Genomic DNA, 25,777 nt, shown 5'->3' with positions numbered 1-25,777 from the left:
TAACCCAAGGTTTTAACCTTGGGTGGGCAGGTCGAGATATCTAATCGTGGGCTTTAGCCATTGAGTTACATATTGAGGAATTGGCTAAAGCCGGATATTTCTTTATTCCACTTCCCAAGGTTAAAACCTCGGGTTAGTTTTTGGAGCCTTAATTCAAACCTCACTTCTCCACCAAAGCCAGCCACTCCTCCACCACACTTTTTAAGGTTTTTTCCTTCGATTTCACATCATCTAAATCCTTGAAAACCACTGTTCTCCTTCCGTCTTTATAATCGCCTTCCAGAAATCCTGTTGCGTTATTAACCTTGGCACCGCTTGGAAAAACGAGCATGATTCTTCCTTTGTACAGGTTCATTACGGCAATATCACTTTTGTATTCTTTCTGATCGAACGGTTTCATTTCTCCGGTGTAATAAAAACTAGGGTTATTCCATTTAATTCTTTCCCCAATTTCTTTATCTGTGCCTAAAATGATTTGACGTATCGTTTCAATAACTTTTCCTAATTCAGGATCCAGTTTTTGAATATGCTCGGTAACCTGTTCCTCGTCTGAAAGTTTTGGTGTTTTTACCGGCGTTTTCTTTTTAGCTTTTGCATCTGTTTTCGCCAGGTTTTGTTCAATCCTGAATTTCGTAATTTTGGCTACCAGATCCAGCGGCAACGGCTTATCAAACGGAAACTGAACGGACCCTTTCGCGCCTTTATATCCCGATAATTCTTCCTTAAAAGCTTCAAGTCCGCGCGGAGCGGGATAAAATCCGATATGATTTTTAAAAGCAGCATAATGAACCAGATTCCCGTTTAGTGTGAAAGTCGGGATTCCGTAACCAATTTTTTCTTCGGCATCTGGCGCAGCTTTCCGGATTGCAAGGCGCATTTCTTCCAAAAGCTTTTGGATTTCTTTTGGAAAACCCGCGATATAATTGTCAACATCGGGATCATTTTTTGTCATAGTCGTATGATAAATAAGTTATTAACAATAAGTAACCGACTGACTTACAGATACTTTTATTTTCTAAACAAGTTTGAAAATTACAAATTAAGATACAAAAAAATTTAATCAGGCATTAATTTCCTGAAGTACCAGAGATAAAGTTTTTCATATGATCGTACACATACATAAGTTGCCGCCTGCTGCCATCTCTTTTCTTTTTCAATTGAAATAATCCTGAGGTAATTAAAGAATTTCCGGTGAAATTTCTTTGAGATAAAACAAGATTTCTGGCTGCGTCAATCAACAAAAATTGGCCGCCATATCCATCCGCCCAAATCGTATTATTGTCTTTATCCAACCACCACAAATAGGAATAACCGTCAAAAGGCCACATACTTTCATCCAGACTGTCAGTATACATTTTTGTACTTTCTTCAATCCATTGAGCTGATACAATTTGCTTATTATTCCACTTTCCTTTTTGTGCTACCAACTCGCCGACTCTCGCAAAATCACGGGCACTCAAATACATCCAGTAAACGCGATAATCAGAATTGTCGCTTCGAACAGGCCACGGATTCCCGTAGACGATATTGGAAGGCGCAAATTCCTGCATACCCAAAGGCTCAGCCAGATATTTTTCCATAAACTCGCCTATTGTTTTTCCTGTCTTTTTTTCAAGAATCGCACCAAGCACATTAAAATCAAAATTGTTATAAAAGAAGAATTCTCCTGGTTTGTATTGCTCTCTTTTGGGACGGTGCGCTTTTGCGAAATCAGTTTCTGCTTCCGCCGGAAGATATACGCCTGAGCGAGCCATCAGTAAATCTCTGATAGTTGCAGATTTTTCCTGTGGTGTCAGCGGCATTTTACTTTCATCAATTCCGAGCACACCTAATGTTTCATTCAATGTCAAAAATCCTTTTTCTTTCGCTATACCGATCAAAAGGCTCATAATACTTTTCCTTGCAGAATGGCAATTGATCAACTTTTCAGTATCTCCAACTTCCAGGACTATTTTTTCATCATGTAAAATAACCACGGCTTGCGCATTTTGGGCTGTATCTAAAATAAACTTTGATAGATTGTTTTTTACAACTGGCGGCAATAAGGCAGATTGAGGAAGTTCTGTACCATAAGTACTTTTTTCATACCAGGCCCTTGGTAATGAGGTGTATATAAAAGCAATTGCCAAAATTAAGATGAGTACCAATAATGGTTTTCTGGAGAACATTTTCATCGGAAGATTTTCTTTTAAATCAAAAGATAAGTTACCAACAAAATTTGTATTATTCTCAGTAATTATAAATTGTGTCCCAAAACTCCGGACTTCTCTGTTTTTCTATTTTTTTCCTCTAAAAATTTATAGGTTCTGTGCCCTGCCATTGATTTAGCCAATCTTTCAAAAAGCTTATCATTTTTAAATGCATACCAATTGATTTTTAAAAGATAAAGACTGACGTATGAATCAGGATGATCTGCTATATATTCACCGGTTTTCTTAACCAGATCTTCTTTTTCAACGGCTTGTTTGTCAACCCAGAAGTTTAGACTATCCGCATTTCTTTCTTTACGAGCACGTTTTTCCCCTTGGGAATAATCATTAATTCGCTGATCATAAGGTTTTTGAAGATTGTCCTGAAATAATTTCCATTCAGGATTACTTTTTGAATTGGTTACGATGGATTTGGAAACATCCGTGGTATCCAGCTGAATTTTAGACCCAGGTTCCAAAAAGAAAAATAATGAGCCTTTGACCTGAGAAACATGCAGCTGATATAGGTCAGGAACCAGGTCGCCGGCAATTTCAAGATTGAAAATATCGGAATTAAGCTTGATCGAATGTACAATAGCCGCAAATCCTTTTTCCCGGGTAAGCAAAATTGCCTTACGCCCTTTAAATTCCTTTGGAGCAACAATTTGGATTCGAATATTTTGAGAAAAAGCCGGCACCGCGGAGAATAAGAAAAGTATAAGCGGGGCGAAGTATTTATTCATTTTCCTGATACATATGACTCGTTATTTTCCTTTGGACTGAATAACATAATTTATATTTCCCAGAAGCGATTGCGGACCATTGTCGTCCTGCAACAATTGCCAGATCATAATACCTCCTGTTTTATCCAAAGCTAATGTAGTTTTTTTACGAATTGTCGGAATTCCATTGTAATAAATAGTACCGCTGTTTACATTGAATTCATCTGTCTGAATGGCCTCGGGATAATTAAGCAAAATATTTTTCCAGGAAATACTTTCGGGTGCCGTTCCCCCAAAACCATATCCGTAAAAAGGAACGCCCAAACTCAGTTTTTCTTTTGAAATTCCTCGGGTTTTATTCCAGTATTCAATATCTTCAACTGCCATTTCATAAGGTGCGTGCGGACCAGGTTTTGCGAGATTCCACGGACCGGTTTTGTCATAAGACATGATGTTAACAAAATCGAATTGTGCCAGTGCTTTATCTGTAAACTGATCTTTGTAAACAGTCGCGATGGCCGCCGTGATCATTTTATTTTTTTGTTTTAATTGCGCAGCCAGATCGATCACAAAATTTTCATAATTGGCATCAATCAGAGCACCTTCCAAATCCACATCAATTCCATCCAGATTACTTTCCACGGCCAGATTTACAAGCTCAGTTATCAGTTTTGCCTTTTTGTCCCCAATCAAAAACGAAGGGTAATATTTGGGAGCGCCACCTCCGCCGATGGATGCCATGATTTTGACATTTTTTGAATGAGCAATAGCAGCAACAGCTTTCAGATTTTCTGTTCCTTTTAAATTGCCGGCAGAATCAGGATTGATAAAAGCAATATTGAGATGTGTGATTTTACTGTAATCAATTGTGTTTGCTGATTGTAATAAATTTTCCCGTCCGGGTAGGTATCCTATAACGAGGAATGTGGATTTGAAACTGTCGGCTGTTATAGATCTTTTGCTACATGCAGAAGGTAGAAAAAGTAAGCTGCAAAGCAGAGCAGGAACAAAAAGTTTGAGTGTATTATTTTTGTTATTCACTTAGAATTATTTTTAAACGATTGATTCTAGATTGATTAACCTTTGTCAGCGTGTACATAATTACGGCATCTCTATTTCGGATGATATTGATTCAAAAACATAGATCAAAAACAATTTTGATAAACTAACAAAACGTATAAGTGAAAAACAAACACTTTCTCTTCGTAAATTAAAGGTGAAAAGAAAGATTTTGATATCTGGTATATTCAAAGACAAAAAGACGGCTGGTCTGTCGACGCTCCGCAGAAAGACCAGCTGGATTTTATCAAACAAACCTTTTGCAACATTTACTTCCTGATTTCTAGTTTTCCTGCTCACCGACAATCCAAATTTTCGCGTTTCAGCGCAATTTATTTCGTCCTAATTCTGTTGAAATATCTGAAGTGTATCCACAGACACATACATCAGAATAAAAATTACTTTCTCTTTGCCAATATTCTTTTTGGTACAATATTTTTAAGATAAGAGGTATGACATACAGTTCGCAAGTGTTTCGTATCTATTATAAACCGGATTGACGTTACTAACAATGAATATCTTAGTTACCAGGATTGACGCTATCGGAGATGTTGTTTTGGCTTTGCCAATTTGCGGTTATATAAAACAAAGCTTTCCTGGTGCACGCGTTTCAATTTTAGCAAGAAAATATACCAAAGCGGTTGTTGACGCCAGTGATTCCATTGATAATTTTATTGATTATGAAGCGGTATTTGCTATGTCGCCAAATGAGCAGATCGCCTTTATTAAACAATTTAAATTTGATGCCATCCTGCATTTGGTGACTCATCCGGATTTGAATAAGCTGGCCAAGGATGCCGGAATTCCAATACGAATTGGTACAATAAGCCGTCCTTATCACTGGCTGAAATGTAACAGACTGGTTTGGCTGCGCAGAAAACAATCAGACGATCATGAAGCGCTTCTGCATTTTCGCCTTCTCAGACCGCTGGGAATAAAAAAAGCCCCTGAAAAAATATGGCAATATTACCAGCTTAATCACTTTGCAGAACTTCCGGACGAATTTTCTGCACTTTTAAATACTGATAAATTCAAGATTATCCTTCATCCAAAATCGAATGGAAATGCGTTGGAATGGGATTTAAAACGCTTTTCTGAACTTATCGCGTTATTGGATCCGGATGTATTCCGAATATTTATAACGGGTTCCGAAAAAGAAAAAATTGAATTAGAATCCTGGGTTGAAGGTTTGCCGTCACATGTAGTAGATTTAATGGGAAAACTTCCTCTCAACCAACTTATTTCATTTATCCGAAAAACGGACGGGCTCGTTGCAGGAAGTACCGGTCCTATGCACCTGGCCGCTGCAACAGGAATAAATACATTAGGTCTATTCCCGAAAAACCGGCCAAAACATGCGGGAAGATGGGGGCCTGTTGGCCCGAAAGTGGGTTATATACAAACCAAAACGGAAGATCTGGATAGTATTTCGGCATGGGATGTTTTTAGAAAAATTAAACAGTGGAAGAAAATCAGAGATACCAAATCAGTTCTTCATTAGTTTTACCGGAAGCAAAATATTATAAACTTCATCCATTTTTTGTTTTTGCAGCTTTAAAACGACTGAAAATTCTTTTTGGAACAAGTGCTAAAATAAATAAAAGCACAATAATTAATGTTGCTTTCCAGGCGGAAGAAAATCCTTTAAACTGAAAACTTCCGTCTGGTGACATATCATAAAAGACACCATATTTTTCAGTCACAACCATATCTTCTCTAAAAGGTTCTGCTTCGCTGAACCAGGTTTTTGTAATCACCTTTCCTCTGGTATCGATGTATGCGTATTTATCATTTAGCTGAATCATGGCCACCCCATGTTTGAAATAGGAAGCAGACTGGTAAATAATCGGCGTGGTAATTTTTCCTGTCGTATCAATGTGGCCAAACTTTCCATTAAGGGAAACAGAAGCACGGTTTTCATCCATAAACCGTCCTGCGTAATCATATAAAAATGGAATAACGGTTTCTCCTTTTTTATTAATACAACCCCATTTATTTCCTTTTTTGACCCAATAGCGGCCAAGAGACGGTTTTTGAGTATCGTCATATAAGAATGGAATGACAATTTCTCCCGTTTTCGAACTGACATAACCAAACTTGTTGCCATATTTTACTCTTGCCAAACCGCGCCCGGAATGTTTGTAGATCAAGTCAATATCATCCAGCGCAACCGGCACACGAAGAATCAGATTTTTGTCTACAATCCCGAATTTTCCGTGGTAATAAAAACGAAATGGTTCTTTCGCTTTTTTGATATCAATCTCGGTATATCTTCCAAAATTCCAGTTCAACGTCGTCAGATTTCCATTAACGTACCAGATAAAATCCTCCTGACAATCATGATAAGCGACATAGGCTGCCTGGGCTTTGCCAATCAAAAAATCGTTTGGAAACAATTCAACCGGTATTTTGTAAACTTCCTTTCCCAGCGTATCAAGATAAGTAAGCCCGAATTGTCTGCCTTTGGGATACATTACATACGTTATTCCATCTTTAAATTCCCCTGCACCCCGGTAGATCGGTGGAATAATTATTTTCCCGCTTTTATTGATATACCCATGCATTCCCAACGCCCCATGATGATTTTCAAAGGTGACAAATTCAGCCAGACCATTTGAAAATTTCCCAATGTCCCGATAGGCCGGAGTCAGCTTGTTACCATTTTTATCCACCAGGAAACTGCTATACGCATCGCCGGATTTCTCGATCATTTTGACAACAAATACATCACCAAACTGCTCATGTTCCTGATATTTTTTAAGCCAGTCGGGATTTTGCGCTGCATTTGCTTTAAACAAAAAGCTGACACACATAAGTATTACAAACGCTAAAAACTTACTATTTCGGGCAATCATAAATTCCGTTTTTTGATAAAAAAGAGAAATTCTGTTCCATTCAAATTTATAACTAATTTATTAGTTATAAGGTATTTTTGTCCGGAAAAATTTCCTGCAAATAAAAATAAGACGGTAAGTTAATTTTCTTTTTTGTAAAAAAACCATCAATACAAGCCTAACAGCTTACATTGATGGTTTTATGTTAAAAAATACAATGTTTACATTCTCATTGTACAATCAGAACTTTCTGGTTTACACTCCTTTCATTCCCCAGTAATCTTACTATATACATCCCCGATGACACAGACTCTACCGGTATGTTAACGTCTCCGTTTTTATTGGTGATGTCTTTTTTTATAACAATATTTCCATTAATACTTACCAGTTCAAGAGAATTGAAAGGCTCATCGATTAAAATATGCATCGTTTTACTATCAATTAGCGATGGCCGGACAAAATTGGCAGACAAATCTTCATTTCCATTGATACTGATGATTTTTGAATATTCAAAACTGTCATCCTTATCCACCATTTTTAAACGATAATATTTATCTCCGGGATAATTAATCTGATGAAAAAACTGATATGATTTCCCTGTAGGCATACTTTCTGAATTAATGGTACCTATCTGGCTGAATTTTTTCGCATTGGTACTATATTCAATAACAAACTCCCGAAAATTCTTTTCCACAGATGTCTGCCAATTCAGCTTTACACCTTCATTTCCTGTAATACCGGTAAAACTGATCAGCTCAACCGGTAATGGATTTTCGGGTAAAAGAGAATAAACAATTCCTGATGTTAGTGCGACTGCATAAATTTCACCATCCTCAGCCTCTCCAAAATCAGAAATGTTGGTAAAAGATGATGTCTGGACGGTTGTCTCAATTGTCCCTTCAACCGGCCCCAACACATGAATATTGCCAGAATAAAAGTCAGCACCGATATAATAGCCCTGCATCTGTGAATATTTTGTTCCCCTGTAAACAACGCCACCTACAACCGAACTTCCAGCTGCGCTGTTTGTGGCATATTCATGCACCGGAAAATGATATTGTGCATTTGGTATGCAATCGGCATTATTGTGTATAGCATTACCTTCGTAACAGCCCCATCCGTAATTAGCACCTGATAAAGTTGCAGCACTACGATGATTAATTTCTTCCCAAGCCGATTGCCCTACATCCCCGATCCACATATCACCCGTCCCGCTATCAAAACTCCATCGGAACGGATTTCTTAACCCGGTTGCAAAAACTTCATTTTTGGTTGTATTTCCAACCGGATAAGGATTATCAGAAGGTGTGGTATAAGGAAGACCTGAATCTGTGGTATTAACCGTAATTCTAAGAATTTTCCCCAACAGCCTCGTAGGGTCCTGAGCATTGTTGTTGGGGTCGTTGCCTCCACCTCCATCTCCTATTGACAGATATAAATTTCCGTCATTACCAAAATGTAATTCTCCGCCATTATGATTTGCCTGCCCCGGATGAGGCACAGTAAGAACAACCAACTTTGATCCCGGATCCGCAACATCAGGATTTACGGAGTTTACTTTATACCGCGCTATTTCCAAATTGCCGTCACTATTGGTATAGTAAACAAAAAATAATCCATTCGCCGCATAATCCGGGTGAAAAGCCAGACTTAGCAAGCCTTGCTCGCCATCCGTCAAAATTCCCGCTACGGTCAGAAAAGTCCCTAATGCATCATATGTAGCACTGTAAGCTTTAATAGCGCCTGTTTTTTCGACAATAAAAATTCGGTTTGTTCCGTCACCAGCATTGACGAGCTGTATTGGAGAACTTAGACCACTGGAAATTACCGACTTAAAATAAATTGTGGGTTGTGTATAACCTCGATTTGTGCAGAATGTAAAACAAAGAAGCAGAATAAGGAAACTAACTTCCCCTTTTTTCAGGTTGAATTTTTCCATGGTTGATGAATTTAACGATGAGAAATATTTGTAAAAGTATTTCTACAACATTCATGCCAAATTTTTAGACAAACCTTATTATCAACTATTTACTCCCTATTTTTATTCAATAGAATTATTTATTAATACTTATAAAATCCCCTTCTAAATCAATAGAAAAGGGTTTATATCAAAAAAATATTTTTGATATAAACCCTTTAAAAAATTTAAGAGAATTACTCTTTTACAAAAACGTTACTTATCATAATAAAACGTTCCCGCCTCACTCGAAATCGTCAGTTTCTTAACCGGAGAAGCTTCTACACGACCAATGATCTGAGCTTCAATTCCAAACGATTGGGAAATTTCAATAACACGGGCGGCATTTTCCTCGGATAAATAGATTTCCAGGCGATGTCCCATATTAAAAACTTTATACATTTCCTGCCACGACGTTTTGCTTTCTTCCTGGATCAAACGGAACAAAGGTGGGACCGGAAGCAGATTATCTTTTATAATATGCAGATTATCAACAAAATGCAAAATCTTGGTTTGCGCACCACCGCTGCAATGTACCATGCCATGGATTTGCGGACGAAGTTCATCAAGTAATGCTTTGGCTACGGGAGCATAAGTTCTTGTTGGAGAAAGGATTAATTGTCCAACGTTCAAATCTGTTCCCTCAACGGAATCGGTAAGTTTTTTTGAACCGCTATAAATAAGATCCTTATTAACTTCCGGATCGAAACTTTCAGGATATTTTTCAGCAAGATATTTCCCTAAAACATCATGACGCGCAGAAGTTAATCCGTTGCTGCCCATGCCTCCGTTATAAGAAGTTTCGTAATTCGACTGACCATAAGAAGCAAGTCCTACAATGACGTCACCGGCTTTAATATTGGCATTGTCAACAACCTCCGACCTTTTCATTCTGGCAATCACAGTGCTGTTCACAGTCACAGTGCGTACCAGATCTCCAACGTCAGCCGTTTCGCCGCCGGTACTATATATTTCAACGCCATAACTGCGCAGCATTTCCAGAATTTCCTCCGCGCCGTTTATCACTTGTGCGATCACTTCACCTGGAATTCTGTTTTTATTTCTGTCAATAGTAGATGAATAAAGCATCGGCCCCGTGGCGCCTACACATAATAAATCATCAGTATTCATCACAATGGCATCTTGCGCGATCCCTTTCCAAACTGAAATATCACCGGTTTCTTTCCAGTACAAATAGGCCAGCGAAGTTTTGGTACCCGCTCCGTCCGCGTGCATGATGGTGCAATATTCCGGATCTCCGGCGAGCGTATCAGGAACAATTTTGCAAAAGGCTTTTGGATATAACCCTTTGTCAATATTCTCGATTGCCTTGTGTACGTCTTCTTTCGATGCAGATACGCCGCGTTGCAAATAACGGTCGGTGGTTTCCATGCGTTAAGTATGGTTAATTCTAAATATTCTTATTGAAGGGCACAAAAATAGGAAAAAAGATGGGGGGAATGAAGCTTAACAACACGATTGACAAATAGAATCGTAAAATCACTGGCTGTTAATAACTTATCAGTCAAATTAAGAAAGTTCACAAAAACTTAATTCTTTAAAATTTCTTAAATGCCAAAACCTTCTTATCTTTAAACTTCTAAGGTATTTAATAGAAAATACAAGATTTTCTATTGGCAAAAGTTTAAGTATCAGAACCTAACCCAATCTGAATGCAGAATTTGATTCAACGTACCGTTCTTTTAAGCTTGCTATTTTGTGCTTTCTTATTTGGCAATACTGCTAATGCAAAATCACTAAATCCTCCAAAAACAGCTGCTGATACGCTCAATCCCATTGAATCTCTGGTTTCATTTGCCGATAAACATCTTCATATCCGTTACCGCTCCGGCGGAACTTCCAAAAAAGGTTTTGACTGTTCCGGTTTTGTCCGTTATTGTTTTAGCAAGTGGGATATCCTTTTGCCACATTCAAGCGCCGCTCAATCTGAAAAAGGGGAAGAAATTAATCTTTCAGAAGCGCGTAAAGGTGATTTGATTTTCTTCAAAGGTCATAGTTCAAAAGATTCCCGCGTAGGACACGTAGGAATTATTACCGAAATAGCGCCTGGTTATGTACGCTTTATACACTCCGCCTGGAATGGCGGTGTACGTTACGACTTACTGAGTGCGGATTACTACCAAAAACGCTTCGTGGCCATCCGTAGGATGATAAACTGAGTGTTGCTTATATAGGTATTAGGTACACAGAGAACCACAGAGTAAAAGGGAGGGACACAGAGTTTTTTCTTATCTCAAATAAAACTCTGTGTATCTCTCATTTACTCTGTGGCGCTCTGTGTAACCTAAGAAAATAACTCTCTCAATTCCCCACTGTTTCCTCAATTGATTGTAAATTTGTAGAAATATGAGGCTAATGGTTTAGGATTAATACCTCTGTGTAGCTCAATCCAACTCTGTGTACCTCTGTGTAACCATAATTCTTCTACTGATTTTGAAACTCTGGCAAAAAGAAAATACCGTTACTTCTGAAAAAATAGAACGTTTCACTGTCGGCCGTGATCGTGAAATGGATTTACATCTTGCTGAATTTGATGTGCTTGGAAATCTGGCTCATGCAACGATGCTTGAAACAATCGGTTTGCTCACCTCGGATGATCTTACTGCGCTGAAAGCGGAATTGATTGAAATTTATGCGCAAATCCAGCAAGGCGATTTTGTAATTGAAGAGGGTGTAGAAGACGTTCATTCGCAGGTAGAATTAATGCTGACGCGCAAATTAGGCGACATTGGCAAGAAAATTCACAGCGGACGTTCGCGTAACGACCAGGTTTTGGTTGATATGAAATTGTATACCCGTGATCGCCTCTTCCAGGTTGTTCAGGCTACGGAAAAACTTTTTGACGTTTTGATCAGTAAATCCGAAGAACACAAAAATGATCTTCTGCCTGGTTACACACATTTACAGATTGCTATGCCATCTTCTTTTGGTTTGTGGTTTGGTGCTTACGCGGAAGGTTTGATCGATGATGTTATTCAATTAAATGCAGCTTACCGTTTGGCTAACAGAAATCCGCTGGGATCCGGTGCTGGCTATGGTTCTTCTTTTCCCTTAAATCGTACGCTGACTACGGCACTATTAGGATTTGAAGGCATGCATCACAATGTTGTTTACGCACAAATGAGTCGCGGGCGTACGGAACAGGCCGCTCTTACAGCCATTTCTTCTGTGGCTGCAACGGTTTCCCGCCTTGCTATGGATGTTTGTTTGTACAACAGCCAGAATTTCAGTTTCATCGTTTTACCGGATGATCTGACTACCGGAAGCAGTATCATGCCGCATAAGAAAAACCCGGATGTTGCGGAATTGCTTCGTGCCAAAACAAATCGTATGAAAGCGCTGCCGATGGAAATTACCATGGTTTTGAGTAATCTTCCATCAGGTTATCACCGGGATATGCAATTGCTGAAAGAAATCCTGATGCCGGCTTTTGACGAAATTCTGGATTGTCTGGATATCGCAGCTTTTATGCTGGAAAATATTAAGGTGAAACAAAACTTACTGATTGATGCCAAATATGATTTGTTGTTCAGTGTGGAGCGTGTGAATGAATTGGTTATCAACGGTGTTCCTTTTCGTGATGCATATCGCCAGGTTGGAGCAGAAATTGGTGATGGAAGTTATGCTGCACCGCGTGAACTGAAACATACACATGAAGGGAGTATTGGAAATTTGCAGAATGACCTGATCAAGGGGCGCATGGATAACGAGTTGACGCGGTTTGAATTTGATAAGGTGAAAGTGGCTTTGGCAAACCTTACAGCTTGAAGTAATAAGATGAGATTTTTTTTGAAAAAAATCTCATCTAAAATCCTAATCAGTCACAATAAATGTCCACGATAAAACTCGGCCTAATTGTTTCTCTTTTTTTGGGGATTAGTGTTTTTTCGTTAAAACAAGAAGAAGAAGAAGAAAAAACAGCAATCGCAGCTGATTTACGGATTAATTATTCTGATACATTATCAGGTAGGCAACTTGCCGGACAATATTGCCGCGCTTGCCATCTTATTCCCGATCCTTCGTCGTTGAATAAAGCAACCTGGGTTAATTCCGTTTTGCCAAATATGGGGTTACGACTTGGTATAAAAAGTGCAGGCAGAAATCCCTATGAAGACTTACCCGAAGTAGAAATAAACCTGATTCGGGAACAGGGAATATATCCCGAAACCCAATTAATTTCCGATGAAAACTGGGCCAAAATTGTAAAGTATTACGAAACGGAAGCGCCGGCAGAACCATTACCACAAAAAGTAATTCCAGTCGTAACAAATTCACTTCTTTTGTTTAAAGCGCAGGAAATAAAACTTGGCGACAAACCTTTCCCACAGACAACCTTATTAAAATTCGATCAGGCTACTTCCCAAGTTTATGTCGGGGATGCACAAAATGTCCTTTATGTTTTGGATAATCAATTCAAACTGAAAGATTCCTGGTGGGTGGAAAGTCCCCCGGTTGATATGGATTTTCCAAAAAACGCAGCTCCACGACTTTTAACAATTGGCTTATTCCAGCCTTCTGAACAGAAATTGGGGCGGCTTATGTCTCTTGAAAAGACCATCTCACCCTCAGCCATTACTATTCAATCCTTACACAGACCCGTTCAATTCATCACATCCGACATTAATATGGATGGAAAAGAGGACGCAATAATCTGTGAATTTGGAAATCATTCCGGAAAATTATTCTGGCTTGATGACTTCCGGCCTACGAAAGAACATGTTCTAAAAGAATTTCCCGGCGCAAGAAAAATTGAGATTGCAGATTTCAATAATGACAAAAAACCGGATCTTATGATACTCATGGCGCAGGCACGCGAACAGATCTCTATCTTTTACAATCTGGGAAACGGAGAATTTAAGGAAAAAACCTTGCTAAGGTTTCCGCCACAATATGGCATCAGTTATTTTGAACTGGTTGATTTTAATAAAGACGGTTTCCAGGACATTTTGGTTACGAATGGAGATAATTGGGATTATTCAGCAATCAGGAAAAATTATCACGGTGTAAGAATATACCTGAATGACGGAAAAGACAATTTCAAAGAAAGCTATTTTTATCCTTTATATGGCGCAGCGAAAGCCGTAGCACGAGATTTCGATAACGACGGAGATATGGACATTGCGGCTATTTCTTTTTATACTGAACTGGAAAATCCTCAGCAGCAATTTATTTATTTATCCAATGAAGGAAATTTAAACTTCAAAGCACATTCTACACCCGAAGCGGCAACCGGAAAATGGATGACGATGGAAGCCGCAGATTTTGATAAAGATGGTGATATCGATATTATGCTTGGTTCCTACTTTCACAATTTATCGGAATTTACAAAACTGGTTTTTCAGGGAGTTTTCTCATTTCCACAGGTTTTGGTTTTGAAGAATGAAAAAAAGTAAAGGAGTTTTTATTTCTAAATTGCTCTTCTCAGTTTAATTTTTCGCCTTCGTATTGAATTTATTTTACGATGGGATTTTCACAGCTGTCTTTATAAAATAAACGAGGCAGGTCCATGATCTGCCTCGTTTATTTTATAAAGATATGACTTTCAGACTATTTTACGTCCCAGAAAAGTTTGGTAGTAAGTTTATCCTGATCTCTTACTGCTGAATAGTTAGTCGTGTTGTAAGAAATCTCATTACTTGGAATAGTCCATTTTACAGGAGGCAATGTTTGGTTGTTTGCATTGTCAACCTGGAAAGTGAAAGTAGGATTATCCAGTCTACGTGTTTCTGCCCAGTTTTCGTATGGCTGAACCAAGTTGTAGTGAAGCCATTTCTGAGTTGCAATCAAACCAAGTTTTGCAGTGCTTGAAGTTGCTTTATCCCAGTTTACTGCATCTGTTGCTATGTAAGCCGTGATGGAAGCATCCGTAGCAGGAGCCGGTGCAACATTTACACCCGTTGCGTTACTTACTGCCAGAATTCCGTTATAGAATTTTGTAGATTGAGAGATTGCAGTTTCGTATGCCAGCTTAGCAGAAGCATCATTTCCAATTCTTAAATAATATTCCGCCTTAATCAGATTAACCTCTGGCGCATTGATAATTACACCTGGAAAAAACTGGTTGTGGCTTGTTACATAACGGTTGTAGATCGCAACCTGTCCAGCATTAGAAAGTGCAGTTTGTACTGCGGAAGTTGCTGTTGGATCAATACCAATGTATTTTCCTGCCGCGTTTGCACCTGGTTCAAAAAGAATTGGCAAACGTGGATCGGAATTCGTGTTCATGAAATCCATCATCTTTTTGCCTGCCGTATTACCGAACCAGCCTCCGTCAGAAGCTATCCCACCCTGGAAACCTTTTGAGTTAATGTCAGAATTTACACTAAATACATTGATCTGAATATTCTGATCGTTGGTTGTCACGATTGGATAAGTTGTAGCGTTACCCAGGATCTCTGCCATTTCAGAAGCGGATCTTGATTTAAAAGCGTCAACAGCCGAAACACGGTTCAACATTCTCAAACGAAGGGAATTGTTATAACGTTTCCAAGCCGTAAGGTCACCTTTGTTCACGAAATCCTGAGTCTGGAAAGATTTAAGGTACCCCGCATTAATTGTTGTTGTATTCAATTCTGCCGAAATGCTTTTCAAATCGTCAAGCATCAAAGTATAAAGCGTCTGCGGATCGTCAAACTTTGCCAATGAGTTAGCATAGTCTCCGCTTTTGATACTTACCATACCCGCCTCAGTGAAAGGAATAGCGCCAAAAAGGTCAATCATTCTTTCTGTCTGATCGTACAAATAAATCGTGGCAACGGTCATGAAGAACTTGCGATCAGCTTGTTCAGCTGCTGTTTTGGAATTATATACTTTTTGAAGCTCGCGATACTGAGCCAGCATATTGTAGTAATTAAACCAAACCGCCTCTGTACCCGAAGAACCCGGAATGTATTGTCCTGAATCATTGATCCAACCTGTAACCTGGTTGTAATGATTGATCGAAGTACGCAAGGCCACGAAATAATTGGTGTACCCTGGAAGAATATAATCCTTGGTAGATTGTAAAAAACCTGTAAACTGTTTTTCAACCGTAGTTGCAGCAATCTTTGAAGGATCTGCATACGAATCAGTAAAATCCGATTCTTTACAGGACACTGCACCAAGCAAAAGCCCTGCTAATATTAATGATGATATTTTTTTCATTTTCATAATCGAATTAAAAATTAGAAGCTTGCTCTTAACATAACACCCATGGTACGGAATGATGGGTTGTTACCCGCGTTGTTCACGTTTTCATACCATCTTGTACTTGCATTGGTTTGTTCGGCATCAAGATCTTTGATCGATCTGTAGATGAAGAACAGGTTACGTCCGAATACAGATACTGTTACATTCTGTGTTCCGATTTTGTGTGCGATGAAAGCTGGCAACCTGTATGCAAGAGAAATTTCTCTCATTTTGATGAAGTTGTTTTTCTTTACATACAATTCGTAGCGAGAGCTGCTGTACTGAGGTCCACCCCAGTTGTAAGTACTGTTGTAATAAACAGCCTGAGAAATTACATTGTTATTCACTTCTCCCGTTGGTGTTACACCTTGCATCAGCATACCATCATGATAGATTGTAGCACCGCTTGGAGCAACTCCATCCGTAGTCTGAACACCTTTTCCATTGGCATCAACATAGTAAGTCAATCCACCGTGCTCTGTATCCATGGCAGTCAAACTTTCTTTTGTCAAACCTCTTGAAGTCATCCAGTTGATACCTGTTGGCATAATTGAACCACCCATTCTGAAGTCTGTTACAATATCAAGGCTGAAGCTTTTGTAGCTCAGGTTATTGATCAAACCACCTGTCAGTTTCGGCATTGCATTACCTACTTGTTTGTAGTTAGGATCAAGCTGATACAAACCGTTAGTACCGACAACTTGTTCTCCTTTGGCATTTTTAAGAATACCGTGTACGAAAATATCTCCCATCGGACGACCAACAACTGATCTCAACTGAGCTGCATTACCATCGAAATCTGCGTGAAGTAATTCTGTTGAATTATTAGCAAGTTTTTCAACTTTGTTTGTGTTTTGCGCAAGGTTCAAAACTACATCCCAGTTGAAGCTATTCAAACCTTTTCCTTGTATTGGAGAAAAGTTCAAGGCAACTTCCAAACCTTTATTTCTCAATGTACCTACGTTAGCAAGGATTGATTTTGCACCAGAAGTTGAAGCGATTGACAATGGTAAGATTTGATCAACGATCTGTGCATTGTAATAAGAGATATCTAAACCAATACGGTTATTAAAGAATTTAGTCTCCAAACCGAATTCAAATTCACGTTTCTTTTCAGGACGGATTTTGTCATTACCATAACTTGAATTCATGTAAGTATACAATACCGACTGACCACCCGTTTGCTGAACCTGCAAGCTTCCTTGCTGATAAGCAACGTTTGCCTGATAAGTCTGTGGATAATTACCTACAACCCCGAACGAACCTCTTAATTTACCATAACTAAAGAAAGACGGCAGATTAAATACATCTGTGAAAACAAAGCTGGTGTTAACAGATGGATATACAAATGAGTTGTTTCCTTTTGCCAAAGTGGATGTACGGTCTCTTCTTACAGTTCCTTCAATAAAGAACAAGTTTTTGTAGTCGAAGTTTACTGTTCCCAAATAAGCATCTCTTGTGTATCTAATACGGGAATTCGAACCGTTCAGGTTATTTACCCCGGCCGAAAGGTCAAAGAAATTTTCTGTGCTCAAACCTCCGTTTGTGCTCATGCCTTCCAATGTGTTAAGCTGTTTGTTTGCATTGTAACCACCCAATACTGAAACAGTCATATCTGCATTCAGCTTTTTTGTGTAGGTTAATAACAAATCACCGTAAACATTATTATAAAGGTTGTTGTTCATTCCAAAAGAACCTGAATATCCAAATGCAAGAGGTTTTTCGCTTGCTTGTTTGTCCTCCGTTCTTTCAGATGTAAAATCTGTTGCAATTCTTCCTCTTAATTTTAATTCAGGAGTAATATCATAGTGTTGGGTCAAACTCGCGATAATACGATTGCTATATTCATCATATGTATTCTTTCTTGTACTCCATACATAATCAGCGATATCACTTTTGAAACCGTTGTATTTAATATTTTCGTTTGGCGTCAAACTTGGATTACCCGAAGCAGCCGTTACATATTTGTATCCCTGACTTGTCTGGTATTTGTTGAAGTACCAGTCAGCAGATTCAAAACGGTTCATCATCCCTGTAAAGTTGTTGATCATACGATCTACTTTGTAAGGTCTGTTGTGCGTATGCTGATTTACAAAGTTCACCATGATATCCGTCTTTAACTTTTTACCTGTGTTAAAGCTTGAATTAAGGTTAGCTATGTTTTTGCTGTTTTTAGAATCGTAACTGATCATTCCATTATCCTGGCGTGTAAAAGAGAAACGAATATTCGCATTGTCAGTCACTTTTGAAACCGCAAGGTTAATGTTTGAGCTGCTTGCATTCTGGAACAAGTTTGCATAACTATTGTTTGATGGAGAATAAGGTCTGATTACACCATCAAATGCCATAACCGGCTTACCATCAAATTTAGGTCCAAAGTTAACTGTTGCTCCAAGCAAACCCCGTGTTTCCTTCGTACCATCGCCGTCTGTATCATAATAGATAAATCCTGCTGCATCCTGTCCACCATTGTTGTAATTTAATGGATAACCAGGACCTCTTACATTCTGGTATCTTGGCAAATATGCGATTTTATCAACATTATAACTTGCGCTGAAATCAACACCAAATCCTTTTTTACCTTTTCCGCTTTTTGTTGTTACCAACATTACACCATTCACCGCTTCTGAACCGTACAAAGCCGCAGCGGATGCACCTTTCAAAATCGAGATGTTTTCAATATCTGCCGGGTTCAAATCCAAAAGACCGTTACCACGAATACGTTGATCACCCCAGAAATCTGTATTTCTTGATTCCCCGTTACGAATAGGCACACCATCCAATACAAGAAGAGGTTGTGTATTTCCTGAAATCGAGCTAAAACCACGGATACTAACACTCACACCACTGGTTGCTCCACCCGGCGTAGCGTTAATCGTAACACCAGGGGCTTTTCCGTACAATGCTGTTGCAAAGTTTGGAGATGCCGTTTTTACAAGAGATTCATTATTGATCATTGCCGTAGCATAACCTAATGCACGCTGCTCCTTTTTAATACCAAGTGCTGTTACAACAACTTCATTTAATTGAGAAGCATCTTCTTCCAAAGCAACATCGATCACAGACTGACTTCCTACAACAACTTCACGGGTTTTATAACCAATGAAAGAAAAAACAAGTGTGTTTTTTCCCGTTGCCGATATACTGAATGCCCCGCCGGCATCTGAGGTAGTACCCGAAGTGGTACCTTTTACAAGAACGGATACGCCTGGGAGTGGTTGCCCATCAGGTGTACTGGAAATTTTTCCCGTGATCGTTTGAGCGAAAACGGGAGCGCTCATTACCATGATCATGACAATAAGCTTAAGTAAATTTTTTCCCATAGAGAGTAAAAAGGTTATAAGTGAACAGCATCATTCTTCTTAAAAAGAAATAATGTTTACAAACTTAATAAAATATTTTAATAAATATCAAAAGCATTTAAAAAAAATTATGTTTATGCAAAATATTATTAATATATATCTCGAAGTGAAGGTAATGAAGAAGAATCTTTTGTTTTAAGAATAAAAAGATCGAAGTCGGCTAACTGATGATTATGGCTTATATTATAATTTTAGCAGGAACAATTCAATTAAACCTTAAAAGATGGTTCGAAATATGGAAAACCGGCCACAACTATTTTTGATCAGCAGATCCTTTTTTGTAACTTAATTCAAATTCAAACATAAATTCTGCATAAATAAATGGATACAGAATTTATTTAATGCTTTTAGAATAAATACTACACAATAATATTACACTAATTTACTATGCATTATAAATCACAGTGCCAGCCGCTCCGAAAACCGCTTCACCCAAATCATCTGCATGACAAATGATCACACTGGCCACGCCCTTTTCCAAAGCCAAAAACGCATTGTCAAGTTTTGGGATCATCCCTTTGTTAATGACGCCGGAAGCTTTGTATTCGGCATAAGTAGCCGGTATTAAGGAAGATATTACGGCTTCATCATTATCCGGGTCAGACAAAACGCCTTTTTTCTCAAAGCAATATATCAGCTTTACGTCAAAGCTGCCCGCCATTGCCACCGCTACGGCCGACGCCATCGTATCTGCATTGGTATTTAAAAGCGACCCCTCATTGCTATACGTCAACGGCGCGATCACTGGAATAAGATTACTGTTTAATATGGATGCAATCTGGTTATCATTCACTTCTTCTATATCACCAACAAAACCATAATCGATCGTTTTTACCGGACGTTTGGCCGAACGGATAATTCCACCATCCGCACCGGTCAGCCCGATCGCATTACAGCCCAGCGATTGCAAAGCCGCGACAAGATTTTTATTAACCAATCCGCCGTAAACCATAGTCACCACATCCAGCATCGGTTTGTCGGTAATACGGCGTCCGTCAACCATTTGTGTTTCAATCTGAAGCCTCGCAGCAATTTGTGTAGCCACTTTCCCTCCTCCATGTACAAGAATTTTCATTCCGGGCAATTTGGCAAAAACAGCTAAAAAACGGGAACAGGCATCAGGATTGTCAATTACATTGCCACCGATTTTTATTACGTAGAGAGATTCAGACATTGAAATTATAGTTACTATTACGTATTTGAGCCCGCAAAGTTAGAAGAAATCACCAATAGGGTTTTAAATGTGTTATAAGGTTTTAATAAAATTAATTTTGCCCCAAATTAGATTTCCTTCAATATGTTATTTTACACGATGAATTTTTTTAGAAAAATTACGTTGAGTAATTAAATCAGGGCAGTGAAGATCAACTGCTTTTCAATCTTATAAAATTATAAACCTGAATTATCCGGTTCAGCTCCCACTATCAAAATATCCGATGAAACGAAGTCTTTTTCTATTCATTATTGTTTGTGCATTTTTTGCAAAAACCAATGCCATTGCCCAAATTCAGAAACATGCGCAATGGACTTATACTTTCTCAAAAAATGAGGTAAAGCAAGGTGACATGGTAGATCTGGTTTTTACGGCTGTGCTCGATAAAGACTGGTACATTTATTCTTCTGATTTTGATCCCGAGCTGGGGCCTATGTTAACCACTTTCACCTATACCAATAACAAGTCTTTTTCATTGGTCGGTAAACTGAAACCACAAAACCCAAAGACAAAATATGAAGAAATCTGGGGCGGGAATGTCAAATTTTTTGATGGAAAAGCGGTTTTCAAACAAACCATAAAAATACTAACTGACAATCCGGTTATTAAAGGAAGTTCAGAATACCAGACTTGCAGCCACACTTCCGGAACCTGTGTACCAGGAAGTGATGATTTCGAATTTAAAGGTTTAAAAGTTGTAGCAGGTATTTCTGCTGAACAATCCGTTGGAACAACACCTGCAGAAGATAAAACAACTGCTTCCTCTACGGAAATAAAAGATACCACTTCTCAGGAAACAGCTAATATCTCCTTATCCGCCGGAGATTCTGCAACTGCTTTCAAAGCAAAATCCGAAACACCTAAAATTGATTTAACTGCCGAAGATACCGGTGCGGACAAATCCCTATGGGCATTTGCACTTGCTGCTTTTTTATCAGGATTAGTGGCGTTATTAACGCCTTGTGTGTTTCCAATTATTCCAATGACGGTTAGTTATTTCACCAATCAGACGAATGGAAAATTCAAAGCGCTGCTATATGGTGTTTCAATTGTATTGATTTATACCCTTATTGGAACAGTCGTTTCCCGATTAAACGGACCGGCTTTTGCAAACTTTCTGAGTACACACTGGATTCCAAACGTACTTTTCTTTGCGATTTTCTTCGTCTTTGGATTATCATTCCTGGGACTTTTTGAAATCGTTCTGCCAAGTGCTTTTGTAAATAAAATGGATGCAAAGTCAGATCAGGGCGGTTATGCCGGGATTTTCTTTATGGCTTTTACATTGGTTCTTGTTTCATTTTCCTGCACGGGGCCTATTGTTGGAAGTTTGTTGGTGGCTTCTGCCGGCGGTGCCGTTGTGAAACCGATTGTGGGTATGGCAGCTTTTTCATCAGCTTTCGCCATTCCTTTTACATTGTTTGCTTTATTTCCGCAATGGCTGAAATCTTTGCCAAAATCCGGGGGCTGGTTGAATACTGTAAAAGTGGTACTAGGTTTTCTGGAACTTGCGCTTGCATTGAAATTTTTAAGTATTGCAGATCAGGTTTACCATTGGCATTTGCTGGATCGTGAAGTTTATCTGGCTTTCTGGATCGTAATTTTCTCCATGCTGGGTTTTTATCTTTTGGGAAAAATCCTTACCCCGCATGATTCTCCAATTGAGCGTGTGAGCGTTCCACGGATTTTGCTTTCCATCATCACTTTCACTTTCGTCGTTTATATGCTTCCGGGTATGTGGGGCGCGCCTTTGAAAGCGTTGGCAGGTTATTTGCCACCACAATCAACAATTGATTTTGATTTAAGTAAAAAAGTTAGTGGAATTGCCCCGGCGGCATCTTCGGGCGTAACTAAAAAATACGCTGATCTTTTCCATTTGCCCCATGATCTGGATGGTTTTTTTGATATTAAAGAAGCCCGGGCTTATGCCAAAAAGGTTAACAAACCGGTTTTCATTGATTTTACCGGACATGGCTGTGTCAACTGCCGGGAAATGGAAGCGCGCGTCTGGCCGGATCCGGAAGTATTAAAACGTCTTCAAAATGATTTTGTCATTGCTGCGCTTTATGTTGATGATAAAACCGAACTGCCGGAAGCGGACTGGTATACTTCAAGATATGACAATAAAGTAAAGAAAACGATCGGAGCACAAAACGCTGATTTGCAAATTGTTAAATACAATAATAATGCTCAGCCACATTACTGCATCGTGGATCAGAATGGTGATCTTTTGGTTGCTCCCAAAAATTATGATTTAAATCCGGCTCATTTTGTGGCCTTTCTGGAAAGCGCGAAAGCTGCTTTTAAAAAATAAATTCCAAATAAAAAATTAGGCATGGCTTCATTGTTTCAGACAATGAGGCCATTTTTATTTGAAAATAACAAGAAAATCAGCTTATTTTCCAGAACTTCGTCCTTTGCTAAAACGTTTTTTCCAATCCCCAACGCAACAAAAACAATATAGAATCTGTGAAAACAAATTTTTATCAAATGACTAAAAACTGCCTTTTCGCTGTCTTGCTATGCGGATTTAGTACCTGCTTCGCACAGAGCTTCCGACCACCGGCCGTCCCGCTGATTACCGTTGATCCTTACACAAGCGTGTGGTCATTCGGCAGCGAACTCAACGGCTCTCCGACCAAACACTGGACAGGCAAACCAAATCCATTAGACGGATTAATTCGGGTCGACGGAAAAACATATCGTTTCATGGGCGCCGCTGTACCGGTTTTGAAACCAGTAATTGGCACAGCCAAAGTTGAAGAATATGAGGCTGTTTACACGACTGAAAAACCAGCCGCTGAATGGAACAAAGAAAATTTTAAAGCCGCTGGCTGGAAAACCGGAAAAGCACCTTTCGGTACCAAAGACCGGAATGATAATATGTTAAAAACCGGTACAGTTTTCCCAAAAGAGATATGGTATCGCCGGGAATTTACTTTGGACAATATTACGTTTGAAAAAATTGGCCTGGACATTTTCCATGATGATGACGTAGCCGTTTTTATTAACGGGGTATCGGCGTACGAATGTTCCAATTGTTTTACGGGTGGTTATGAAACTAAAAAGATCAGTGAGGCTGCCAGGAAATCATTAAAAAAAGGAAAAAACATCCTGGCTGCTTATTGTAAAAACGGAGCCGGGCCAGGATATATTGATATTGGTTTGACAGACGAAATCGCACCAAAAGGCGCAGATTTGATCGTTGCTGCAAAACAAACCAGTTTGATAATGAAAGCAACACAAAGCATCTATTCATTTGACGCCGGACCGGTACAGATCACTGCAAGTTTTGTGGCGCCCTTGCTAATGGATAATCTTGCACTACTTTCCAGACCAGTCAATTATATTGTTTATGATGTCAAATCGAAAGATGGAAAAGTACATGACGTTCAGATATTGACTTCTGTTTCCGGATTATTGGCTGTTAACGAAGGCAATCAGGAAGTAACGGAAAGAGCCGGAAATGATAGCGGCCTGATTACACTTGCGATTGGAAGTCTGGACCAGAAAGTTTTGCAGCGCAAAGGTGATGATGTACGGATTGACTGGGGTTATGCTTATTTGGCGGCTTCTGAAAAAACAGTTTCAGGTTCTGCCTTTGGAACTCCGGCAGGACTGATCAAAAGTTTCTCCAAAAAAGGTGCGCTTGATCCGGTCAATACCATGATGATAGGTACCGGCGAAACGAGAGCGATGGGAATTATTTCTAATGTCGGAAAAGTGGATAGCAAAGGCGCTTCGGATCATGTGATGGTGGGTTATGATGATGAATTTTCAGTTCAGTATTTTGGAAAAAATCTCCTTCCGTGGTGGAATAAAAATGGTGATAAAACTATCCAGGGGGAGTTGAAAGAGGCCGAAACAAATTTCAGTCAGATCATAAATTCCTGCAAAGCTATTGATACAAAAATATATGACGATGCTTTAAAATCAGGTGGAAAATCCTATGCTGAATTATGTGTTGCAGCGTATCGCCAGGCTATTGCTGCCCATAAACTGGTTGCCGGACCGGATGGAGTTCCTTTGTTCTTGTCAAAAGAAAATTTCAGTAATGGTTCTATTGGGACTGTGGACATAACGTATCCTTCTGCCCCGCTTTTTCTTATTTATAATCCGACCCTGTTAAAAGGAATGATGGAACCGATTTTCTATTATTCAGAAAGTGGAAAATGGAAAAAACCGTTTGCTGCGCACGATGTAGGAACATACCCTCTCGCAAACGGACAAACATATGACGAAGATATGCCAGTCGAAGAATCAGGAAATATGCTTATCCTGACTTATGCGATATGCAAAGCTGAAAAAAGTACCGAATTCGCTAAAAAGCACTGGGAGACTCTAACCGTCTGGGCTAATTATTTGAAGAAAGAAGGCTTTGATCCGGCAAACCAGCTTTGTACGGATGACTTTGCCGGCCATTTGGCGCATAATACCAACTTATCTATCAAAGCCATCATGGGTTTAGCCAGCTATGCGAAAATGGCTGAACAATTAGGTCAGCAAAAAGAAGCAGACGAAGTTAATGCCTTGGTTAAAGAGTTTGCAAAAAAATGGATGGAAATGGCTGCGGACGGCAATCATTATGCATTAACATTTGACAAAAAAGGAACTTGGAGCCAGAAATACAATTTGGTCTGGGATAAGCTTCTTGACTTGAACGTGTTTCCAAAAGAAGTGGCAAAAAAGGAAATTAACTTTTATCTGACAAAACAACTGGCTTTCGGCTTACCATTGGATAGCCGTAAAACTTACACAAAATCGGACTGGATTTTCTGGACCGCCACTCTTGCTGATAATCAGAAAGATTTTGAAGCTCTGATTAAACCCGTTTACAAATACGTAACAGAAACTCCGGATCGGATCCCTCTTTCGGATTGGCATGAAACGACGGACGGGAAATCCGTAGGCTTCCGCGCGCGCTCGGTTGTGGGAGGATATTATATGAAGGTTTTGGAAAACAAATTGAAATAATTGAATGGGGGTGAGTAATTTGAATGCTCACCTTTTTTATTTTTAATATTCTAAGTCATTCTGAACTTGCTTCACAAATGATTCAGAACAATTAGCAAGAGCAGCGATTTTAGGAATTTCGAAATCCGTATGAAACAACAGATTTTTGGTAACCTCGTAAGTTTTATACTGCCAACCTATTTCGATGCCTATTTTAGTACCTATTACAAATCCCTTTTCAAAGGCCTCCTCAAAAGTTATCAACTTTATAGCTTCTATAATTCCCATCGCTTCCTACAA

The 25,777-nt window shown here is 39.1% G+C and carries 17 protein-coding genes; 6 read left to right on the top strand and 11 right to left on the bottom strand.

Annotation, left to right across the window (positions count from 1 at the left end; all coding sequences use genetic code 11):
• Positions 1-160: 160 nt before the first annotated feature.
• The 4 genes from FDK13_RS36480 to FDK13_RS02090 all read right to left on the bottom strand — a co-directional run bounded on the left by FDK13_RS36480 (position 161) and on the right by FDK13_RS02090 (position 3,952).
• On the bottom strand, positions 161-952 hold the full coding sequence (locus FDK13_RS36480; RefSeq protein WP_170982689.1) for a DUF1801 domain-containing protein: 792 nt from the start codon (positions 950-952) through the stop codon (positions 161-163).
• Positions 953-1,067: 115 nt separating this feature from the next.
• Positions 1,068-2,174 carry a serine hydrolase domain-containing protein gene (locus FDK13_RS02100; RefSeq protein ID WP_137338314.1) on the bottom strand — a complete coding sequence of 369 codons (1,107 nt, stop codon included), beginning with the start codon at positions 2,172-2,174 and terminating at the stop codon, positions 1,068-1,070.
• A 62-nt stretch (positions 2,175-2,236) separates the two neighbouring features.
• Entirely contained in the window at positions 2,237-2,932 is a 696-nt protein-coding gene (locus tag FDK13_RS02095; RefSeq protein WP_137338313.1) for a DUF4369 domain-containing protein, read from the bottom strand.
• A gap of 21 nt (positions 2,933-2,953) precedes the next feature.
• Positions 2,954-3,952, bottom strand: a complete 999-nt coding sequence (locus tag FDK13_RS02090; protein ID WP_137338312.1) for a glycosyl hydrolase family 18 protein — start codon at positions 3,950-3,952, stop codon at positions 2,954-2,956.
• 529 nt (positions 3,953-4,481) lie between these two features.
• Between FDK13_RS02090 and FDK13_RS02085 the strand changes: the two genes are divergently transcribed.
• A complete protein-coding gene (locus FDK13_RS02085) occupies positions 4,482-5,471 on the top strand; it encodes a glycosyltransferase family 9 protein (RefSeq protein WP_137338311.1) in 990 nt (329 codons plus the stop codon).
• A 28-nt stretch (positions 5,472-5,499) separates the two neighbouring features.
• Here FDK13_RS02085 and FDK13_RS02080 read toward each other — a convergent pair whose 3' ends face one another.
• The 3 genes from FDK13_RS02080 to FDK13_RS02070 form a co-directional block, all read right to left on the bottom strand.
• On the bottom strand, positions 5,500-6,825 hold the full coding sequence (locus FDK13_RS02080) for a WG repeat-containing protein (RefSeq protein WP_137338310.1): 1,326 nt from the start codon (positions 6,823-6,825) through the stop codon (positions 5,500-5,502).
• Positions 6,826-7,033: 208 nt separating this feature from the next.
• On the bottom strand, positions 7,034-8,743 hold the full coding sequence (locus FDK13_RS02075) for a PQQ-dependent sugar dehydrogenase (RefSeq protein WP_137338309.1): 1,710 nt from the start codon (positions 8,741-8,743) through the stop codon (positions 7,034-7,036).
• A 234-nt stretch (positions 8,744-8,977) separates the two neighbouring features.
• Entirely contained in the window at positions 8,978-10,153 is a 1,176-nt protein-coding gene (locus FDK13_RS02070; RefSeq protein WP_137338308.1) for an AIR synthase-related protein, read from the bottom strand.
• A gap of 281 nt (positions 10,154-10,434) precedes the next feature.
• Here FDK13_RS02070 and FDK13_RS02065 point away from each other — a divergent pair, with 281 nt between their 5' ends.
• From FDK13_RS02065 to FDK13_RS02055, 3 genes are all read left to right on the top strand, one after another.
• Positions 10,435-10,941 carry a C40 family peptidase gene (locus FDK13_RS02065; protein WP_137338307.1) on the top strand — a complete coding sequence of 169 codons (507 nt, stop codon included), beginning with the start codon at positions 10,435-10,437 and terminating at the stop codon, positions 10,939-10,941.
• Positions 10,942-11,215: 274 nt separating this feature from the next.
• Complete coding sequence (gene argH / locus FDK13_RS02060; RefSeq protein ID WP_137338306.1) at positions 11,216-12,550, top strand: argininosuccinate lyase; 1,335 nt, start codon at positions 11,216-11,218, stop codon at positions 12,548-12,550.
• A gap of 62 nt (positions 12,551-12,612) precedes the next feature.
• Positions 12,613-14,175, top strand: a complete 1,563-nt coding sequence (locus FDK13_RS02055; RefSeq protein ID WP_137338305.1) for an FG-GAP repeat domain-containing protein — start codon at positions 12,613-12,615, stop codon at positions 14,173-14,175.
• A 154-nt stretch (positions 14,176-14,329) separates the two neighbouring features.
• Here FDK13_RS02055 and FDK13_RS02050 read toward each other — a convergent pair whose 3' ends face one another.
• The 3 genes from FDK13_RS02050 to argB all read right to left on the bottom strand — a co-directional run bounded on the left by FDK13_RS02050 (position 14,330) and on the right by argB (position 20,485).
• Positions 14,330-15,925: a SusD/RagB family nutrient-binding outer membrane lipoprotein gene (locus FDK13_RS02050; RefSeq protein ID WP_285542618.1), complete on the bottom strand. Its 1,596-nt coding sequence runs from the start codon at positions 15,923-15,925 to the stop codon at positions 14,330-14,332.
• A 20-nt stretch (positions 15,926-15,945) separates the two neighbouring features.
• Positions 15,946-19,272, bottom strand: a complete 3,327-nt coding sequence (locus tag FDK13_RS02045; protein ID WP_137338303.1) for a SusC/RagA family TonB-linked outer membrane protein — start codon at positions 19,270-19,272, stop codon at positions 15,946-15,948.
• Between the two features lie 424 nt (positions 19,273-19,696).
• Complete coding sequence (gene argB, locus FDK13_RS02040; protein ID WP_137338302.1) at positions 19,697-20,485, bottom strand: acetylglutamate kinase; 789 nt, start codon at positions 20,483-20,485, stop codon at positions 19,697-19,699.
• 262 nt (positions 20,486-20,747) lie between these two features.
• On the opposite strand from argB, the gene FDK13_RS02035 reads away from it, so the two are divergent.
• Positions 20,748-22,838 (top strand): protein-disulfide reductase DsbD family protein, encoded by a 2,091-nt coding sequence (locus FDK13_RS02035; RefSeq protein ID WP_137338301.1) that lies wholly within the window; start codon positions 20,748-20,750, stop codon positions 22,836-22,838.
• A gap of 176 nt (positions 22,839-23,014) precedes the next feature.
• Complete coding sequence (locus FDK13_RS02030; RefSeq protein WP_137338300.1) at positions 23,015-25,498, top strand: glutaminase family protein; 2,484 nt, start codon at positions 23,015-23,017, stop codon at positions 25,496-25,498.
• 42 nt (positions 25,499-25,540) lie between these two features.
• Here the strand turns inward: FDK13_RS02030 and FDK13_RS02025 are convergent, their stop codons facing one another.
• Entirely contained in the window at positions 25,541-25,765 is a 225-nt protein-coding gene (locus FDK13_RS02025; protein WP_137338299.1) for a hypothetical protein, read from the bottom strand.
• Positions 25,766-25,777: the final 12 nt, after the last annotated feature.

Source organism: Dyadobacter frigoris (assembly GCF_005280585.1).
Taxonomy (GTDB): Bacteria; Bacteroidota; Bacteroidia; order Cytophagales; family Spirosomataceae; genus Dyadobacter; species Dyadobacter frigoris.
This window is presented reverse-complemented; position numbering and strand designations above follow the sequence as displayed.

Coding starts and splice junctions, on each gene's coding strand:
- FDK13_RS36480 (WP_170982689.1), bottom strand. CDS start 952: ATGACAAAAAATGATCCCGATGTTGACAATTATATCGCGGGTTTTCCA.
- FDK13_RS02100 (WP_137338314.1), bottom strand. CDS start 2,174: ATGAAAATGTTCTCCAGAAAACCATTATTGGTACTCATCTTAATTTTG.
- FDK13_RS02095 (WP_137338313.1), bottom strand. CDS start 2,932: ATGAATAAATACTTCGCCCCGCTTATACTTTTCTTATTCTCCGCGGTG.
- FDK13_RS02085 (WP_137338311.1), top strand. CDS start 4,482: ATGAATATCTTAGTTACCAGGATTGACGCTATCGGAGATGTTGTTTTG.
- FDK13_RS02080 (WP_137338310.1), bottom strand. CDS start 6,825: ATGATTGCCCGAAATAGTAAGTTTTTAGCGTTTGTAATACTTATGTGT.
- FDK13_RS02075 (WP_137338309.1), bottom strand. CDS start 8,743: ATGGAAAAATTCAACCTGAAAAAAGGGGAAGTTAGTTTCCTTATTCTG.
- FDK13_RS02070 (WP_137338308.1), bottom strand. CDS start 10,153: ATGGAAACCACCGACCGTTATTTGCAACGCGGCGTATCTGCATCGAAA.
- FDK13_RS02065 (WP_137338307.1), top strand. CDS start 10,435: ATGCAGAATTTGATTCAACGTACCGTTCTTTTAAGCTTGCTATTTTGT.
- FDK13_RS02055 (WP_137338305.1), top strand. CDS start 12,613: ATGTCCACGATAAAACTCGGCCTAATTGTTTCTCTTTTTTTGGGGATT.
- FDK13_RS02050 (WP_285542618.1), bottom strand. CDS start 15,925: ATGAAAAAAATATCATCATTAATATTAGCAGGGCTTTTGCTTGGTGCA.
- FDK13_RS02045 (WP_137338303.1), bottom strand. CDS start 19,272: ATGGGAAAAAATTTACTTAAGCTTATTGTCATGATCATGGTAATGAGC.
- argB (WP_137338302.1), bottom strand. CDS start 20,485: ATGTCTGAATCTCTCTACGTAATAAAAATCGGTGGCAATGTAATTGAC.
- FDK13_RS02035 (WP_137338301.1), top strand. CDS start 20,748: ATGAAACGAAGTCTTTTTCTATTCATTATTGTTTGTGCATTTTTTGCA.
- FDK13_RS02030 (WP_137338300.1), top strand. CDS start 23,015: ATGACTAAAAACTGCCTTTTCGCTGTCTTGCTATGCGGATTTAGTACC.
- FDK13_RS02025 (WP_137338299.1), bottom strand. CDS start 25,765: ATGGGAATTATAGAAGCTATAAAGTTGATAACTTTTGAGGAGGCCTTT.